Here is a 16,016-nt window from a genome sequence, read left to right on the forward strand (position 1 = left end):
CCGCTGACAAGGCACAGGGGCGGATCGGTACGTGCGTTATGTCCGGTCCGCAGGTGGCCTCATGTCCGGTCCGTGCGTCGCCTCATGTCCGGTCCGTCGTCGGCGTCTCCGCCGGGCTGTCGCGCTGCGGCGGGACGCGGGCGTCGGGACGGGGCAGGGTGGCGGGGCGCGGTCCGGGGTCCTCGACGCCGGGGTCCTCCTTGATGAGGGCGCGTAACTCGCGGATCTCGTGCTCCAGTGCGCGGTGGCGACGGTAGGAGTCGTACAGGTAGCGGACCTTGGTGCGCAGCGACCAGGGGTCGATGGGTTTCAGGACCAGGTCGGCGACGCCGAGTCCGAAGGCGGTGGACATCAGCTCCTGGTCCGCGCCGAAGCCGGTGAGCAGGACGACCGGTATGTGCTGGGTCTGTTCCACCCGCCGCATGTAGCGCACCACCTCCAGGCCGCTGACGCCGGGCATCCGGACGTCCAGGAGCAGCAGGCCGACCTGGCCGCGGAGCACCTGCTTGAGCGCTTCGTCTCCGCTGGTGGCACGGGCGAGCCGGTAGCCCAGCGGGGCCAGGGCGCTCTCCAGCGCGTACAGCGTGTCCTCGTGGTCGTCGACGATGAGGATCTTGGCATCCGACGGCATGGCCCGACGTCCCTCCCGCGTGGACATCCAGGGTATGTCCGGGGGCGCTGACGGGGAGTGCGTGTCAGCTGACTTGGAGTGCACAGCGCAGCATGCCCGGCGCGGGCCGCCGTGTCACTCCCCCGGGAGGGCTTGTCGGGGTGCTGTCGTCGCATTCGCGTCGTCCGCCCGCCCGGCCAGGCGCGATCGGCGGCAGGTCCGCGTCAGTTCGCCGTGGGCGCAACGCCGTTGATGGTGTCCTCGGCGATGCTCTCGTGGTGCCTGATCACTTCGGCGATGATGAAATTGAGGAATTTTTCAGCAAATGCCGGGTCGAGCTTGGCGTTCTCGGCGAGGGTGCGCAGGCGGGCGATCTGCCGGGCCTCGCGGGCCGGGTCGGCGGGCGGGAGCTGGTGCTTGGCCTTGAGGTGGCCGACCTGCTGGGTGCACTTGAAGCGCTCGGCGAGCATGTGGACGACGGCCGCGTCGATGTTGTCGATGCTGTCGCGCAGCCGGGCGAGCTCCGCGCGGACGGCGGGGTCGACGTCGCCGGGGGACGGGTTGCTGGTGGTCATGAGGGCCCAGCCTACGGGGCCCCGTCAGGTGGTCGTTCGTTCGATCACGGGTGGGTCGCCGGGGTCGGGGACCTGGTTGCTCCAGCCGCGCGGGACGGTACGGCCCTGCTGGGCGCGGAGGCGGACGGGGGCCCTGCCGACGCGGCGGGTGAACAGGCGGGAGACGCTCCTTGGCGCGGCCCAGGCGGATGCCGAGCAGATAGCCCTTGGGGCTGCAGCCGGCGCCGCGCCGCGCGGCGGTGCGCAGTCCGCGAGGGGCATGCCGTGCCGGGCTGCATGGTCGGCGACCGTGAGCGGCGGGCACGCGTCGCGTGCCAGTGCCTTGAGGGCCTGGTCGCCGTCGGGGCGGGGCCCTGCCGTCGCATTCCCGTCGTCCGCCCGGGGGGCGGGCCCTGCGGCGTCAGGTGCGTGCTCTCGGCGTGCCGGGCGCGGCCCTCGTACTGGTTGTACGTGAGCCCGCGCCCGGTGCGGCGAGTGGGGCACCTCCCACGCCCTCAAGGCAGTGGGCGAGCGTGCATGGCGTCGCGGGGCAGGCCGGAGCCGATGGTGGGCGGGGCCGGAGGAGGTGTGCGTGCTGGAGCCGGCGGAGACGGCCCGGGCGGGGTCCGGCGAGGCGGGTGCCCCGGTGCTCCGGGCCGTCTGACACGGCACCAACTCACCACTGACGCATCAATGCACACCGCAGACCATGGACGCACCACTGACGCACCAGTGCTTCACCGTCGATGCACCCCTGACGCCCCCTTGCTGCGGCGGCTGCCTACAGGGCGTTCGCCGCGCGGGCTATGTCCTTCGCGAAGGTGCTGACCTCCGTGTAGACGCCGGGCACACCGGTGCGGGCGCAGCCGTCGCCCCAGCTGACTATGCCGACCTGGATCCACTTGTTCGCGTCGTCCTTGCGGAACATGGGGCCGCCGGAGTCGCCCTGGCAGGTGTCGATGCCGCCGCGTTGCCAGCCGGCGCACAGTTCCTCCTTCGACACCAGCCGGTCTCCGTAGTGGCGCTTGCAGGTGCGGTCGGCGACGAAGGGAACGGTGGCCTTACGGAGCTTGGTCGTGCCCGTGCCGGCTCCCTCCTGGGTGTCGCCCCACCCGGCGATCGTGAACATGCCGCGGTTGTAGCGGTCCGTGGTGGCGATCTTCAGCGTCGGCTTGTCGATGGGCCGGGCGAGCTTGATCAGCGCCCAGTCCTTGCCGCTGCCGTCGTAACCCGGGGCCACCTTGACCTTGGTCGACTTGACCTTGATCGCGGCGGAGGAGTCGAGGTCGTTGACACCAGCGGTGACGGTGATGCTGGTGTTGTTGCCGGAGCCGTCCATGCAGTGGGCCGCGGTCAGGACGACGTCCTTCTTGTAGAGCGCCCCGCCGCAGCCCATGGAGAGATGGACCATGAACGGGAACTCCGCCTGCGCGGCGGGCGTTCCACCGACGACGCGGGTGGACGCGCCGCCCGGACGGGCGGACGCGCCGTCGGCACTGTGGGACGCGGCGTTCGCGCTGAGGGGCTGGAGGGAGGCGACCGCGAGCGCGACGGCACCGACAGCCGCGCCTCTCTTGGCCAGGGTCATGCCGCTTCTCTTCGGCGAGCTGGGGGTCAACATACGTCCTTTCATGGCGTGTTGAGCGGCCCGCAGTATGAAGATCGGGTGGCATGCTTGACAAGGACGGATCTCACGTCCCCGGCGTGGAACCTCCCCGGGGAAAATCCCCTCACATCCCCGTAGAGTGGAATCGGGTTCAAGGCGTCTTGGGGGTACGGCCGTGGCGAACGGCGGACCGGTCCAGCACGGCTTCCCACACCTGGAGACGGTGCGGGCCTCCATCACCGCGCTCTACAGGCGGCTGTCGTACGACACCGTCCAGACGTTCGCGACCAGCGTGGCACCGGTCGATGTGGCGTTCTGCGACACGGATGATCTGTATCTGGGCGCGCAGCGGGTGGCCCGCGAACTGGTCCGGCACTACCACCTCCCGGACGCCCGCCTGATCGTCAGCTTTCGGGAGATGACGCACGCGGCGAACGTCGAACTCGCCGCCGGGCCCGAGTACTTCGTCGAACTGAACGACCGATTCCGCACCCATCGCCAGGACATCGGGGCGGCGCTCGCCCACGAGGTGATGCACGTGTATCTGCACCGCCTGGGGCTGTCCTTTCCCGGCACGCGGGACAACGAGATCCTCACGGACACGGCGACGACGTATCTGGGGGCTGGCTGGCTGCTGCTCGACGCGTACCGGGAGGACGCGGCGTCCTCGCAGAAGCTGGGGTATCTGACGCCGGAGGAGTTCGGGTACGTCCTCGCCAAGCGGGCGCTGGTGTTCGCCGAGGATCCGTCGGTGTGGTTCACCAGCCCTCAGGCCTACACGGCCTATGAGAAGGGCCTTGCCGAGGCTCGTCGCGATGAGCAGCAGCCTCCGTTGACGGCGGCGGGGTGGGCGGGGCGGCGGCGGTATGCCCGGGATCGGCGGCATGCGCAGGAGCATCACGGGGGCGATGCCGGGGCCGGGGCCCGGCCGGGGGTGCCGTATGCGTTCACGCCGGACGGGCGGGGGCCGTTGCGGGTGTCGTTTCCGTGCCCTACGTGTCAGCAGCGGATTCGGGTGCCGGTGCGGGGGAGGGTGCGGGCGCGGTGCGGGTTGTGCCGGACGGTGCTGGAGTGCGACACGTAGGGGTTCCTCGCCCCCGCCGCCCCTACCCATTCCCATCCCCCAGGGGCTCCGCCCCTTCGACCCCGCCAGGGGGCTCCGCCCCCTGGACCCCCGCTCCTCAAACGCCGGAGGGGCTGACTTACCAGCCCGTCCGGCGTTTGAGGACGAGGCCCCTTCAGGGCCGAAGCGGGGGTCCGGGGGCGGCGGGGGCGAAAAACGCTCACGCCCCGTACACCGCCCCCGGCACCTCCGCCTCCCCCAACAGCTTCAGCACCGTCTCCCCCGCCTCCTCCGGCGTCCACCGCGCCCCCTTGTCCGCACTCGGCCCCGCACGCCACCCCTCCATGACCGTGATCCGCCCGCCCTCCGCCTCGAAGACCCTGCCCGTCACCCCCGCACTCGCCGCCGAACCCAGCCACACGACCAGCGGGGAGACGTTCTCCGGCGCCATGGCGTCGAAGCCGGCTTCGGGGACCGCCATCGACTCCGCGAAGGTGCGTTCCGTCATGCGGGTACGGGCCGCAGGGGCGATCGCGTTGACCTGCACGCCATAGCGGGCCAGCTCGGCCGCCGCCACCAGGGTCAGGCCGACGACGCCCGCCTTCGCGGCGCTGTAGTTGCCCTGCCCGAGCGAGCCCAACAGCCCTGCCCCGCTGCTCGTGTTGACGATCCGGGCGCTCGGCGTACGCCCCGCCTTCGCCTCCGCTCGCCAGTGCGCGGCCGCATGCTTGAGAGGGAGGAAGTGCCCCTTGAGATGGACGCGTACGACGGCGTCCCAGTCGTCCTCGTCGAGGTTGACCAGCATCCGGTCACGCAGGAAGCCGGCGTTGTTGACGAGGGTGTCGAGCCGACCGTACGCCTCGAGCGCGGTCGCAATCAGGGACGCCGCCCCGGCACTGGTCGCGATGTCGCCCCCGTGCGCGACGGCCTCACCGCCCGCCGCACGGATCTCGTCGACCACTTGGTGGGCGGGGTTCCCGACGGCCCCCCGCCCGGCCTGACGTTCGGCACCCCCTTCCCGGGTCAGGCTGTCCCCGGCCCCCGGCCGAGCGCGGCCGCCCTCGCCCACCTGCCCAACCTCACGGACACCACCCACCGGCCCGCCCTCACCCACACCGGCCGCCTCCCCGGCCAGGCGGTCGTCGGCCGCCCTCCGCCCCGGGCCGTCGGCATCCACCCGCCGTACCGAGGCCTCCTCCCCCGACGTGCCGTCGAGCCCGACGCCGAGGTCGTTCACCACGACCTTCGCCCCCTCCGCCGCGAACGCGAGCGCATGCGCGCGTCCGAGCCCCCGGCCCCCGCCGGTGACGACGACGACCCGTCCCTCACAGATCCGGCTCATGTCATGCCTCCTTTCATGACTCCTTGTTGACCGTGGCGGCGTCCAGGAACGCGGGCCGCTCGCCCCCGCCGTGCACGAGCAGGCTCGCCCCGCTGATGTAGGCGGCGGCGTCGGAGGCGAGGAAGACGGCGGCCCCGCCGACGTCGGCGGGGTCGGCGAGGCGGCCGAGCGGGACGGTGCGGGAGACGGCCGCGATGCCGTCGTCACCTCCGTAGTGGAGAGACGACTGCTCCGTGCGGACCATGCCGACGATCAGTGTGTTGACGCGGACCTCCGGGGCCCACTCCACCGCCATCGAGCGGGCCAGGCTCTCCAGCCCGGCCTTCGCGGCCCCGTACGCCGCCGACCCGGGCGAGGGGCGGCCGCCGCTGACGCTGCCGATCATCACGACCGAGCCCCGCGCACGCTTCAGGTGTTCGTACGCGGCCAGGGACGCCGTCATCGGCGCGACGAGGTTCAGCTCGATCACGCGCGCGTGCCGCTCGGCACCCGTGTCCGTCAACCGCCGGTACGGTGTGCCACCCGCGTTGTTGACGAGCACGTCGAGGCGGGGCAGGGCCGCGAAGAAGGACCGTACGGCTTCCGGGTCGCGCAGATCCAGTGCCCTGAACTCGGTCCGGGCGACCGGGACTTCGGGCGGTCTGCGGGCGCAGACCACCACATGTGCGCCGGCCTCGGCGAAGGCCCGCGCTATCCCGGCACCGACACCCCGCGTGCCCCCTGTGACGACCACGACCTTCCCGTCCAGCCCCATGCACGGCTACCCTTCACCTAACAAACGTTTGGTGGAAAGGTAGCTGATGCGGCCATGGGTGTCTCCACCTCGTCCCCGGAAAAGGGGCCCGGAACAGACGGAATCGCCGTCATCACGGTCGACTTCCCGCCCGTGAACGCCCTTCCGGTGAAGGGCTGGTTCGCCCTGGCCGACGCCGTGCGCGCGGCGGGCCGTGACCCGGAGATCCGGTGTGTCGTCCTGACGGCCCAGGGGCGCGGGTTCAACGCGGGCGTGGACATCAAGGAGATACAGCGGGACGGGCCCAGCGCACTGATCGGCGCCAACCACGCCTGCGCGGAGGCCTTCGCCGCGGTGTACGACTGCGCGGTACCCGTCGTCGCGGCCGTGCAGGGCCACTGTCTGGGCGGCGGTATCGGCCTGGTGGGCAACGCGGACGCGATCGTGGCGAGCGACGACGCCACGTTCGGGCTGCCCGAGCTGGACCGCGGAGCGCTGGGCGCGGCCACCCATCTGTCCCGGCTCGTCCCCCACCATCTGATGCGCGCCCTGTACTACACCTCGCGCACGGCGACCGCGGCCGAGCTGCACGCGCACGGCTCGGTGTGGCGGGTCGTGCCGCGCGAGCGCCTGACCGCCGCCGCGCTCGGGTTGGCCCGCGAGATCGCCGCCAAGGACGGGCAGCTGCTGCGGCTGGCCAAGGCCGCGATCAACGGCATCGATCCGGTCGACGTGCGCCGCAGCTACCGCTTCGAGCAGGGCTTCACCTTCGAGGCCGACCTGAGCGGGGTGGCCGACCGGGTCCGTGGCAGGTTCGGAAGGGACGGTGGCTGAGTGAGCGACAAGACGACGACCGCGGAGCAGGTCGTGTCCCGGCTGCGCAGCGGCATGACCCTGGGCATCGGCGGCTGGGGCTCGCGCCGCAAGCCGATGGCCCTGGTGCGCGCCCTGCTGCGCTCCGACGTCACCGACCTCACGATCGTTTCCTACGGCGGCCCCGACGTCGGCATGCTCGCCGCCGCCGGACGTGTCCGGAAACTCGTCACCCCGTTCGTCACCCTCGACTCGATTCCGTTGGAACCGCACTACCGCGCGGCCCGCGAACGCGGCGCCTTCGACCTCATGGAGATCGACGAGGCCATGTTCATGTGGGGCCTGCACGCCGCGGCGAACCGGCTGCCGTTCCTGCCGGTGCGGGCCGGGATCGGTTCGGACGTCATGCGGGTCAACCCGGGCCTGCGGACGGTGACGTCGCCGTACGACGACGGCGAGACCTTCGTGGCCATGCCCGCCCTGCGACTGGACGCGGCCCTGGTCCACGTCAACCGCGCCGACCGGCAGGGCAACGGTCAGTACCTGGGCCCCGACCCCTACTTCGACGACCTTTTCTGCGAGGCCGCGGACACGGCGTACGTCTCGTGCGAACGGATCGTCGACACGGCCGAGCTGACGAAGGAGGCCGCGCCCCAGACCCTGCTGATCAAACGGCACACGGTGAGCGGTGTGGTCGAGGCCCCGGGGGGCGCGCACTTCACCTCCTGCGCGCCCGACTACGCCCGGGACGAGCACGTCCAGCGGGAGTACGCGACCACGCCCTGGGAGGACTTCAGGGCACGGTTCCTCGACGGGGACGAGCAGGCGTACCAGTCGGCCGTTCAGGCCTGGCACAAGGAGCAGCCATGAAAGGCGTCACCCGCGCCGAGTACTGCGTGATCGCCTGCGCGGAAGCCTGGCGGGGCAACGGAGAGGTGCTGGCCAGCCCCATGGGTGTCATACCGTCCATCGGTGCGCGGCTCGCCCGCCGTACCTTCTCGCCGGACCTGCTGCTGACGGACGGCGAGGCGACGCTCGTCCGCCCGGACGGGACGGCCGAGGGCTGGCTGCCGTACCGGCAACACCTCACCCTGGTCACCGGCGGCCGACGGCACGTCATGATGGGCGCGAGCCAGATCGACCGGTTCGGCAACCAGAACATCTCCTGCATCGGCGACTGGGAGCGGCCGGCACGGCAGCTGCTCGGGGTGCGGGGCTCGCCGGTCAACACGCTCAACAATCCGACCAGTTACTGGATCCCCAGGCACTCCCGACGGGTGTTCGTCGAGCGGGTCGACATGGTCTGCGGTGTCGGCTACGACCGCGCGGGCGACGCCCGCTACCATCGCATCCCCCGGGTCGTCTCCGACCTCGGCGTCTTCGACTTCGCCACGCCCGACCACTCGATGCGGCTGGTCTCGCTCCACCCGGGCGTCACGCCCGAGCAGGTCCGGGAGGCGACCGCCTTCGAGCTGTCCCTCCCGGACGAGGTGCCGCAGACCCGCGAACCCACCGCCGAGGAGCTGCGGCTCATCCGCGAGGTGATCGACCCGGGGAACACGCGCGCGCGAGAGGTCGGTGCGTGATGGAGACGGCACTGACCCGGCTGGTCGGGGTCCGCCATCCGATCGTGCAGACCGGGATGGGCTGGGTGGCGGGACCGCGGCTGGTCTCGGCGACGGCGAACGCGGGCGCGCTGGGCATCCTGGCGTCCGCGACGATGACGGTCGACCGGCTGCGTGCGGCGATACGCGAGGTCAGGTCCCGTACGGACGCGCCGTTCGGGGTGAATCTGCGGGCGGACGCCTCGGACGCCGGCGACCGGGTCCGCGTCATGATCGAGGAGGGTGTGCGCGTCGCCTCCTTCGCCCTCGCGCCGTCCCGGGAGCTGATCGCCGAGCTCAAGGACGCGGGTGTGGTCGTCATCCCCTCGATCGGCGCCCGGCGGCATGCCGAGAAGGTCGCGGCGTGGGGCGCGGACGCGGTGATCGTGCAGGGCGGGGAGGGCGGCGGCCACACCGGGGAGGTGGCGACGACCGTGCTGCTGCCGCAAGTGGTCGACGCCGTGGAGATACCGGTCGTGGCGGCCGGCGGCTTCTTCGACGGGCGGGGGCTGGTCGCGGCGCTCGCCTACGGGGCGGCGGGCGTCGCCATGGGCACGCGGTTCCTGCTCACCTCGGACTCGACGGTGCCGGATGCGGTGAAGGAGCGGTATCTGGCGGCGACCGTACGGGATGTCACGGTCACCCGGGCGGTCGACGGGCTGCCGCACCGCATGCTGCGTACGGAGCTGGTGGCCGAGCTGGAGAACGCCGGCCGCGTGAGCGCGCTGTTCCACGCCCTGCGGCGGGCGGCGGGCTTCCGCAGACTGTCCGGACTGACCTGGGCGCAACTGGTCCGAGACGGCCTGTCCCTGCGGCACGGCAAGGACCTGACCTGGAGCCGGCTCCTGCTCGCGGCCAACACCCCGATGCTGCTCAAGTCGGCGATGGTGGACGGCCGTACAGATCTCGGAGTGATGGCCTCCGGGCAGGTCGCCGGGCTGATCGACGACCTGCCGTCGTGCGCGGAGCTGGTGGAGCGGATCATGAAGGAGGCCGAGGAGGCGCGGCAACGACTGACTGGCCTCTGGACAGCACCCTAAGGGGCGCGGGGAACTGCGCGACCAGCCACAACGGCGCCGCAGACGACCAACGACACATCGCGGCACTTTCGTAGTCGCGGCCCTCCCAGTGGAGCGCCCGTCACAGCCTCTCAATGATCGTCACGTTGGCCTGTCCCCCGCCCTCGCACATCGTCTGCAACCCGAACCGCCCACCCGTGCGCTCCAGTTCGTGCAGCAAGGTCGTCATGAGCTTCACTCCCGTGGCCCCCAGCGGATGCCCCAGAGCGATCGCACCCCCGTTGACATTGACCTTCTCCGGATCCGCACCGGTCTCCTTCAGCCAGGCCAGCACCACCGGCGCGAAGGCCTCGTTGATCTCGACGAGATCGATGTCGTCGATCGACAGGCCGGTCTTCTTCAGGGCGTGGGCGGTGGCGGGAATCGGGGCGGTGAGCATGCGGATGGGATCCTCACCGCGCACCGAGAGGTGGTGCACCCGGGCCCGGGGCGTGAGCCCATGCTCGCGCACGGCCCGCTCCGAGGCCAGCAGCATCGCCGCCGCGCCGTCGGAGACCTGCGAGGAACAGGCGGCGGTGATCGTGCCGCCGTCGATGACCGGCTTCAGCCCGGCCATCTTCTCCAGTGAGGTGTCCCGGCGCGGCCCCTCGTCGACGGCGACCTGCCCGTACGGCACGAGTTCCCGCTCGAAGCGCCCCTCGTCGATGGCCCGCAGCGCCCGCCGGTGCGAGCGCAGCGCGAACTCCTCCTGGTCCTGCCGGCTGATCCCCCACTTCGCGGCGATCATCTCGGCGCCGGCGAACTGGTTCACCGGCTTCTCCCCGTACCGAGCCCGCCAGCCCTCGCTGCCCGCGAAGGGACCCGCAGTCAATCCGAGCGGCTCGGCGGCCTGCCGCGTGGCGAAGGCGATGGGGATCATCGACATGTTCTGCACGCCCCCCGCGACCACCAGGTCCTGGGTGCCGGACAGCACGCCCTGCGCCGCGAAGTGCACGGCCTGCTGCGAGGACCCGCACTGCCGGTCGACGGTCACGCCGGGCACCTCCTCGGGCAGCCCGGCGGCCAGCCAGCAGGTGCGCGCTATGTCCCCGGCCTGCGGCCCCACGGCGTCCAGGCAGCCGAAGACGACGTCCTCGACGGCGGCCGGATCCACGCCCGCGCGCGAGACGAGTTCCCTGAGCACATGTGCGCCCAGATCGGCCGGATGGGCCTGGCTGAGCCCTCCTCCGCGCCGACCCACGGGCGTACGGACCGCTTCGACGATGTAGGCCTCGGCCATGGCAACTCCCTCGCAGATAAGGGCACCTCAACGACTATTCACGTACGGCGATCCCGTCCAGCACCATCGACAGGTACTGCCGGGCGATCTCCTCGGGGCTGTGCTGTCCGCCGGGCCGGTACCAGGACGCGGCGACCCACACCGTGTCCCGCACGAACCGGTAGGTGAGCCGGACGTCGAGGTCGGACCGGAAGACCCCGGCCGCGACTCCGCGCTCCAGCGTGGACAGCCAGGCCTTCTCGAACCCGCGCTGTGACTCGGCGAGGAACGAGAACCGCTCCTGCGCCACCAGCTGTTTGTTCTCCTTCTGGTAGATCGCGACGGCGGCGCGGTGCCGGTCGATCTCCCGGAACGACTCCGTGACCAGGGCTTCGAGGGTCTCGCGGGGTCCCAGTTCGGCGCCCAGGACGGCGTCGTAGCCGCCCCAGAGCTCGTCGAGGAAGGTCCGCAGGATCTCCTCCAGCATCGACTCCTTGGAGTCGAAGTGGTAGTAGAGGCTGCCCGCGAGCATGCCCGCGTGGTCCGCGATCTTGCGTACGGTCGTGGCGTTGTAGCCCTGCTCGGCGAAGACCTCGGCGGCGGTGTCGAGGAGTTCGCGGCGCCTGGCGGCCTGAGCGGCGGCGGTCGCGGGCTTTCCGGCGGCGGTCACCTGGGGCTTCTTCTTGGTCGGCACGGGTCCATTGTCGTCCTAGGGGTGCCTGCTGCTGACGGAGACGATCTCTCCGGTCATGTACGACGAGTAGCCCGACGCCAGGAACACGATCACGTTGGCCACCTCCCAGGGCTCGGCGTACCGCCCGAAGGCCTCGCGGGCGGTGAGTTCCTCCAGCAGTTCCGGGGTCGTCACCTTGGCGAGGTGGGGGTGCATGGCCAGGCTCGGCGCCACGGCGTTCACCCGTACCCCGTACTCGGCGGCCTCCACCGCCGCGCACCGGGTCAGCGCCATCACCCCCGCCTTCGCGGCCGCGTAGTGCGCCTGCCCGGCCTGGGCGCGCCAGCCGGCGACGGAGGCGTTGTTGACGATCACGCCGCCGGTGTCCCGCATGCGGCGGAGGGCGGCGCGGGTGCACCGGAAGGTGCCGTTCAGGGTCACGTCGAGGACCTTCGACCACTGCTCGTCGGTCATGTCGACGAGCGGCGATGTCCCGCCGAGGCCCGCGTTGTTGACGACCACGTCGAGCCGGCCGTGCTCGTGCCGGGCCGTGTCGAACAGCGCCTGTACCTGCGTCTCGTCGGTGACATCGCACACCGCGGACGTCACCGCGCCCCCGAACTGCCGGGCCAGCTCCGCCTCGTACTCCTTCAGCCGCCGCGCGTGCGCATCGCTGATCAGCACGCGGGCGCCCTCCTCCAGCAGGCGGCGGGCGGTCGCGCCGCCGATGCCCGCGCCGGCCGCCGCGGTGATGACGGCGGTGCGTCCGGCGAGCAGCCCGTGACCGGGAACGTACGTCGGCGCCTCGACGTTTGTCATGGCAGCACGCTAACCTACCAAACACTTGTTAGGGAAGACCGTTCAGGGCCCCGTCAGGGAAGTTCAGGAAGTTCAGGGACCCGTCAGGGAGGGAGGGCGACCGTGGATCTGACCCACTCCGCCGCCGACGAGGCGTTCCGCGCCGAGGCCCGCGCCTGGCTCCACGCGCGTGTGCCGCCCGATCCGCTCCCTTCCCTGGAGACCGAGGAAGGCTTCGCGGCGCACCGGGCCTGGGAGGCCGAACTGGCCGCGGACCGCTGGTCGGTGGTGAACTGGCCGGCGCGGTACGGCGGCCGGGACGCCACGCCGGTGCAGTGGCTGCTGTTCGAGGAGGAGTACTACGCGGCCGGCGCGCCGGGACGCGTCAACCAGAACGGCATCAGCCTCCTCGCCCCCACCCTCGTCGAGCACGGGACGGAGGAGCAACGCGCGCGCGTGCTTCCGCCGATGGCCACCGGCGAGGTGATCTGGGCGCAGGCCTGGTCGGAGCCGGAGGCGGGCTCGGACCTGGCGTCCCTGCGGTCCAGGGCGGTGCGCGTGGACGGCGGCTGGCTGCTGAGCGGCCAGAAGACCTGGTCGTCCCGGGCCGCCTTCGCCGACCGTGCGTTCGGCCTGTTCCGCAGCGACCCGGACGCCCCGAAGGCCCACCAGGGCCTGACCTATCTGATGTTCGACCTGCGCGCCCCCGGCGTCACGGTCCGCCCCGTCGCCCGCCTCGACGGCAAGCCCGCCTTCGCCGAGCTGTTCCTGGACGAGGTGTTCGTGCCGGACACGGACGTGATCGGCGAACCGGGCCAGGGCTGGCGGATCGCGATGTCGACGGCGGGCAACGAACGCGGGCTGATGCTGCGCTCCCCCGGCCGTTTCCTCGCGAGCGCGGAGCGCCTGCTGGGCCTCTGGCAGGACCGGGGCAGCCCGCAGGACACGAGGAACCGCGTGGCGGACGCCCTGATCGGCGCCCGCGCCTACCAGCTCTTCACCTACGCCGCCGCCTCCCGCTTCCTCGACGGCGAGCCGATCGGCCCGGAGTCCAGCCTGAACAAGGTCTTCTGGTCGGAGTACGACATCGCCCTGCACGAGACGGCACTCGATCTCCTGGGCGGCGAAGGCGAGTTGGCGGACACCGACTGGTCCGAGCGGTACGTCTTCTCCCTGGCGGGTCCCATCTACGCCGGCACCAACGAGATCCAGCGCGACATCATCGCCGAGCGCCTGCTCGGCCTGCCGAAGGGGCGACGCTGATGAGGTTCCTCCTCGACGCCGAGCAGCGGGCCTTCGCCGGATCGCTGGACGCGATGCTGACGGCGGCGGACACACCGGCGGCCGTACGGGACTGGAGCCGGGGCGAGCATGCCAGGGGCCGTGCGCTGTGGTCCCGTATCGCCGACGCGGGCGTGTTCGCGCTGGCGGTTCCGGAGGCGTACGAGGGGCTGGGTCCCCGGCCCGTCGAACTCGCCGTCGCCTTCGTGGAGTTCGGGCGGCATGCGGTACCGGGCCCCTTGGTGGAGGCGGTCACGGCGGCGGCGCTGCTCGCCGGTCTACCGGACCCCGGTCCGGCCAAGCGGCTCCTGCCGGCGCTGGCCGCGGGCGAGACGATGACGACGCTGGCGTGGACGGCACCGTACGCCCCGGACGCCGCACCGTACGCCCTGGACGGCGACGCTGCCACCCACCACTTGGCTCTCTCCTCTCATGGCCTGCGCCTCTCCCCCGGTCATGGCCCCGTACGCCCCTCTCTCGACCCGGCCCGCCGCCTCACCCCCCTCGCGCCAGGCGGCGAGCTGCTCAGCCCGGACCCGCCCGCCGCCCGCGCCCTCGCGCTCGCCCGTCTCGCCACCGCCGCCCAGGCCCTCGGTGTCGGACTCGCGCTCCTGGACAGGACGGTGGCCTACGTCAAGCAACGCACCCAGTTCGGCGCCCCCATAGGCTCGTTCCAGGCGGTCAAGCACCGGCTGGCCGACGCGAAGGTGGCCCTGGAGTTCGCCCGGCCGCTCATCTTCGGGGCCGCGCTCACCATGGCCCCCGCCGATGTCGCCGCCGCCAAGGTCACGGCCTGCGAGGCCGCGTACACCACCGCCCGCACCGCGCTCCAGCTCCACGGCGCGATCGGCTACACGGCGGAGTACGACCTGTCGCTGTGGCTGACCAAGGCGCGGGCCCTGCGTACCGCCTGGGGCGGTCCGGACGTCTGCAGGGCCGACGTGCTCAGTGGTGATCGCCGCTGGTGAGCTCGCGGTACTCCTCCACCGTCGGCTTGGCGATCCGCGTCCGCGGCCCGAACATGGCCTGCGCCAGCCTGGCCCGCACCCGCTGCGCCGGGGCGACGCGGCGCCGGACACCGTTCGCGTCGACGCGCGGGCCGACCTCGTAGGGCGGAGGCTGCTCGTGCTGGGTGAGGGTGAACAGCGACGCCTGCGAGAGGGGTTCGTGGACCTCGGTGTACTCGCCGTGCGGGAGCCGTTTGATGGTGCCCGTCTCCCGGCCGTGCAGCACCTTGTTCCGGTCCCTGCGCTGCAGCCCGAGACAGACGCGCTTGGTCACCAGGAAGGTGACGACCGGCACGACGAAGACCGCGATCCGTACGAACCAGGTGATCACGTTGATCGACAGATGCAGATGCGTGGCCACGATGTCGTTGCCGCCGCCGATCAGCAGCACCGCGTACAGGCTCAGCCAGGCCGCGCCCAGTCCGGTGCGCACGGGCATGTTGCGCGGCCGGTCGAGGATGTGGTGCTCGCGTCTGTCGCCGGTGACCCACGCCTCCAGGAAGGGATACAGGCCGATCGCGAGCAGGATCAGCGGGAAGAGCGAGAAGGGGATGAAGACGCCCGGTACCAGGGTGTGGCCCCAGGCGCTGATCTCCCATCCCGGCATCACCCGGATCAGCCCCTCGGAGAAGCCCAGGTACCAGTCGGGCTGGGCGCCCGTGGTCACCAGGTCGGGGCGGTAGGGCCCGAACGCCCACACGGGGTTGATGCTGGCGACGCCGCCCATGATCGTCAGCACACCGAAGACGAGGAAGAAGAAGCCGCCCGCCTTGGCCATGTACACCGGCAGGAAGGGCATGCCGACGACCGTCTTCTGGTCGCGGCCGGGGCCCGGGTACTGCGTGTGCTTGTGGTAGAAGACCAGGATCAGATGGGCGACGACCAGGCCGAGCATGATCCCGGGCAGCAGCAGGATGTGGATCGGGTAGAGCCGCGCGATGAAGTCCTCCCCCGGGAACTCCCCGCCGAAGAGGAAGAAGGCGACATACGTCCCCACGACGGGGATGGACAGGATCGCGCCGTGAGCGAAGCGCAGGCCCGTGCCGGAGAGCAGGTCGTCGGGGAGGGAGTAGCCGGTCAGGCCGGTGATGATGCCGAGCATCAGCAGGGTCCAGCCGAACACCCAGTTGAGCTCGCGCGGCTTGCGGAAGGCGCCGGTGAAGAACACCCGCATCATGTGCACGAGCATGCCGGTGACGAAGACCAGCGCCGACCAGTGGTGGATCTGCCGGATGAGCAGCCCGCCGCGCACCTCGAAGCTGATGTCGAGCGTGGACTCGTAGGCCCTGGTCATGAGGACACCGTTGAGGGGCTCGTAGGACCCGTGGTAGACGACCTCGTTGGTGCTCGGGTCGAAGAACAGGGTCAGGTAGACGCCGGTCAGGATCAGGATGAGGAAGCTGTAGAGGCAGACCTCGCCCAGCATGAAGGACCAGTGGTCCGGGAAGACCTTGCGCATGTTGGCCTTGGCCAGCGCGAAGATCCCGAGCCGCCCGTCGGCCCAGACAGCGATCTTCTCGCCCTTGCCGGGAGCCTGGCTGCGCACGGCTCCCGCCCCGTCGTTCCCCGATCGTGCGCCGTCCATACGTCGTCGCCTCCCCGTCGGATCAACCACAGGGTGACATGGCCGTACGGGCCGAGCCAACGGTGCGGGC

The 16,016-nt window shown here is 71.4% G+C and carries 16 protein-coding genes and 1 pseudogene; 7 read left to right on the forward strand and 10 right to left on the reverse strand.

Annotation, left to right across the window (positions count from 1 at the left end; all coding sequences use genetic code 11):
* Nucleotides 1–82 precede the first annotated feature (82 nt).
* The 4 genes and pseudogenes from ACIBU0_RS23595 to ACIBU0_RS23610 form a co-directional block, all read right to left on the reverse strand.
* Nucleotides 83–631, reverse strand: a complete 549-nt coding sequence (locus ACIBU0_RS23595; RefSeq protein WP_398821417.1) for a two-component system response regulator — start codon at nt 629–631, stop codon at nt 83–85.
* 203 nt (nt 632–834) lie between these two features.
* The gene (locus ACIBU0_RS23600) at nt 835–1,185 is read right to left on the reverse strand and encodes a chorismate mutase (protein WP_398821419.1); all 351 of its coding nucleotides are present in this window, start codon (nt 1,183–1,185) and stop codon (nt 835–837) included.
* 24 nt (nt 1,186–1,209) lie between these two features.
* Nucleotides 1,210–1,548: pseudogene (locus tag ACIBU0_RS23605) on the reverse strand (AraC family transcriptional regulator); the annotation flags it as partial.
* A gap of 397 nt (nt 1,549–1,945) precedes the next feature.
* Entirely contained in the window at nt 1,946–2,752 is an 807-nt protein-coding gene (locus ACIBU0_RS23610; RefSeq protein WP_398821421.1) for a S1 family peptidase, read from the reverse strand.
* A 193-nt stretch (nt 2,753–2,945) separates the two neighbouring features.
* On the opposite strand from ACIBU0_RS23610, the gene ACIBU0_RS23615 reads away from it, so the two are divergent.
* Entirely contained in the window at nt 2,946–3,854 is a 909-nt protein-coding gene (locus ACIBU0_RS23615) for a hypothetical protein (RefSeq protein ID WP_398821423.1), read from the forward strand.
* 199 nt (nt 3,855–4,053) lie between these two features.
* Here the strand turns inward: ACIBU0_RS23615 and ACIBU0_RS23620 are convergent, their stop codons facing one another.
* Both ACIBU0_RS23620 and ACIBU0_RS23625 read right to left on the reverse strand, forming a co-directional pair.
* Nucleotides 4,054–5,175: an SDR family oxidoreductase gene (locus tag ACIBU0_RS23620; RefSeq protein ID WP_398821425.1), complete on the reverse strand. Its 1,122-nt coding sequence runs from the start codon at nt 5,173–5,175 to the stop codon at nt 4,054–4,056.
* A 13-nt stretch (nt 5,176–5,188) separates the two neighbouring features.
* A complete protein-coding gene (locus ACIBU0_RS23625; RefSeq protein ID WP_398821427.1) occupies nt 5,189–5,929 on the reverse strand; it encodes an SDR family oxidoreductase in 741 nt (246 codons plus the stop codon).
* 54 nt (nt 5,930–5,983) lie between these two features.
* On the opposite strand from ACIBU0_RS23625, the gene ACIBU0_RS23630 reads away from it, so the two are divergent.
* Genes ACIBU0_RS23630 through ACIBU0_RS23645 form a run of 4 tightly spaced genes read left to right on the forward strand, consistent with a single transcriptional unit; the run spans nt 5,984 to nt 9,365 of the window.
* Nucleotides 5,984–6,742, forward strand: a complete 759-nt coding sequence (locus tag ACIBU0_RS23630; protein ID WP_398821429.1) for an enoyl-CoA hydratase family protein — start codon at nt 5,984–5,986, stop codon at nt 6,740–6,742.
* A complete protein-coding gene (locus ACIBU0_RS23635) occupies nt 6,743–7,591 on the forward strand; it encodes a CoA transferase subunit A (RefSeq protein WP_398821431.1) in 849 nt (282 codons plus the stop codon). It begins immediately after the preceding gene.
* A complete protein-coding gene (locus ACIBU0_RS23640) occupies nt 7,588–8,307 on the forward strand; it encodes a CoA-transferase subunit beta (RefSeq protein WP_398821433.1) in 720 nt (239 codons plus the stop codon). The genes ACIBU0_RS23635 and ACIBU0_RS23640 overlap by 4 nt, the downstream gene beginning before the upstream one ends.
* Nucleotides 8,307–9,365 carry an NAD(P)H-dependent flavin oxidoreductase gene (locus ACIBU0_RS23645; protein ID WP_398821435.1) on the forward strand — a complete coding sequence of 353 codons (1,059 nt, stop codon included), beginning with the start codon at nt 8,307–8,309 and terminating at the stop codon, nt 9,363–9,365. Before ACIBU0_RS23640 ends, ACIBU0_RS23645 begins: the two co-directional genes overlap by 1 nt.
* A 100-nt stretch (nt 9,366–9,465) precedes the next feature.
* Here ACIBU0_RS23645 and ACIBU0_RS23650 read toward each other — a convergent pair whose 3' ends face one another.
* Genes ACIBU0_RS23650 through ACIBU0_RS23660 form a run of 3 tightly spaced genes read right to left on the reverse strand, consistent with a single transcriptional unit; the run spans nt 9,466 to nt 12,094 of the window.
* Nucleotides 9,466–10,623: an acetyl-CoA C-acetyltransferase gene (locus ACIBU0_RS23650; RefSeq protein WP_398821437.1), complete on the reverse strand. Its 1,158-nt coding sequence runs from the start codon at nt 10,621–10,623 to the stop codon at nt 9,466–9,468.
* Nucleotides 10,624–10,657: 34 nt separating this feature from the next.
* Nucleotides 10,658–11,296: a TetR/AcrR family transcriptional regulator gene (locus tag ACIBU0_RS23655; protein WP_398821439.1), complete on the reverse strand. Its 639-nt coding sequence runs from the start codon at nt 11,294–11,296 to the stop codon at nt 10,658–10,660.
* 15 nt (nt 11,297–11,311) lie between these two features.
* The gene (locus tag ACIBU0_RS23660) at nt 11,312–12,094 is read right to left on the reverse strand and encodes an SDR family oxidoreductase (protein ID WP_398821441.1); all 783 of its coding nucleotides are present in this window, start codon (nt 12,092–12,094) and stop codon (nt 11,312–11,314) included.
* A 102-nt stretch (nt 12,095–12,196) separates the two neighbouring features.
* On the opposite strand from ACIBU0_RS23660, the gene ACIBU0_RS23665 reads away from it, so the two are divergent.
* Both ACIBU0_RS23665 and ACIBU0_RS23670 read left to right on the forward strand, forming a co-directional pair.
* The gene (locus ACIBU0_RS23665) at nt 12,197–13,336 is read left to right on the forward strand and encodes an acyl-CoA dehydrogenase family protein (RefSeq protein ID WP_398821443.1); all 1,140 of its coding nucleotides are present in this window, start codon (nt 12,197–12,199) and stop codon (nt 13,334–13,336) included.
* Nucleotides 13,336–14,322 (forward strand): acyl-CoA dehydrogenase family protein, encoded by a 987-nt coding sequence (locus ACIBU0_RS23670; protein WP_398821445.1) that lies wholly within the window; start codon nt 13,336–13,338, stop codon nt 14,320–14,322. Before ACIBU0_RS23665 ends, ACIBU0_RS23670 begins: the two co-directional genes overlap by 1 nt.
* Here the strand turns inward: ACIBU0_RS23670 and ACIBU0_RS23675 are convergent.
* A complete protein-coding gene (locus ACIBU0_RS23675; RefSeq protein WP_398821447.1) occupies nt 14,300–15,946 on the reverse strand; it encodes a cytochrome bc complex cytochrome b subunit in 1,647 nt (548 codons plus the stop codon). The genes ACIBU0_RS23670 and ACIBU0_RS23675 overlap by 23 nt on opposite strands.
* Nucleotides 15,947–16,016: the final 70 nt, after the last annotated feature.

Source organism: Streptomyces sp. NPDC049627 (genome assembly GCF_044465645.1).
In the GTDB taxonomy this organism is placed as follows: Bacteria; Actinomycetota; Actinomycetes; order Streptomycetales; family Streptomycetaceae; genus Streptomyces.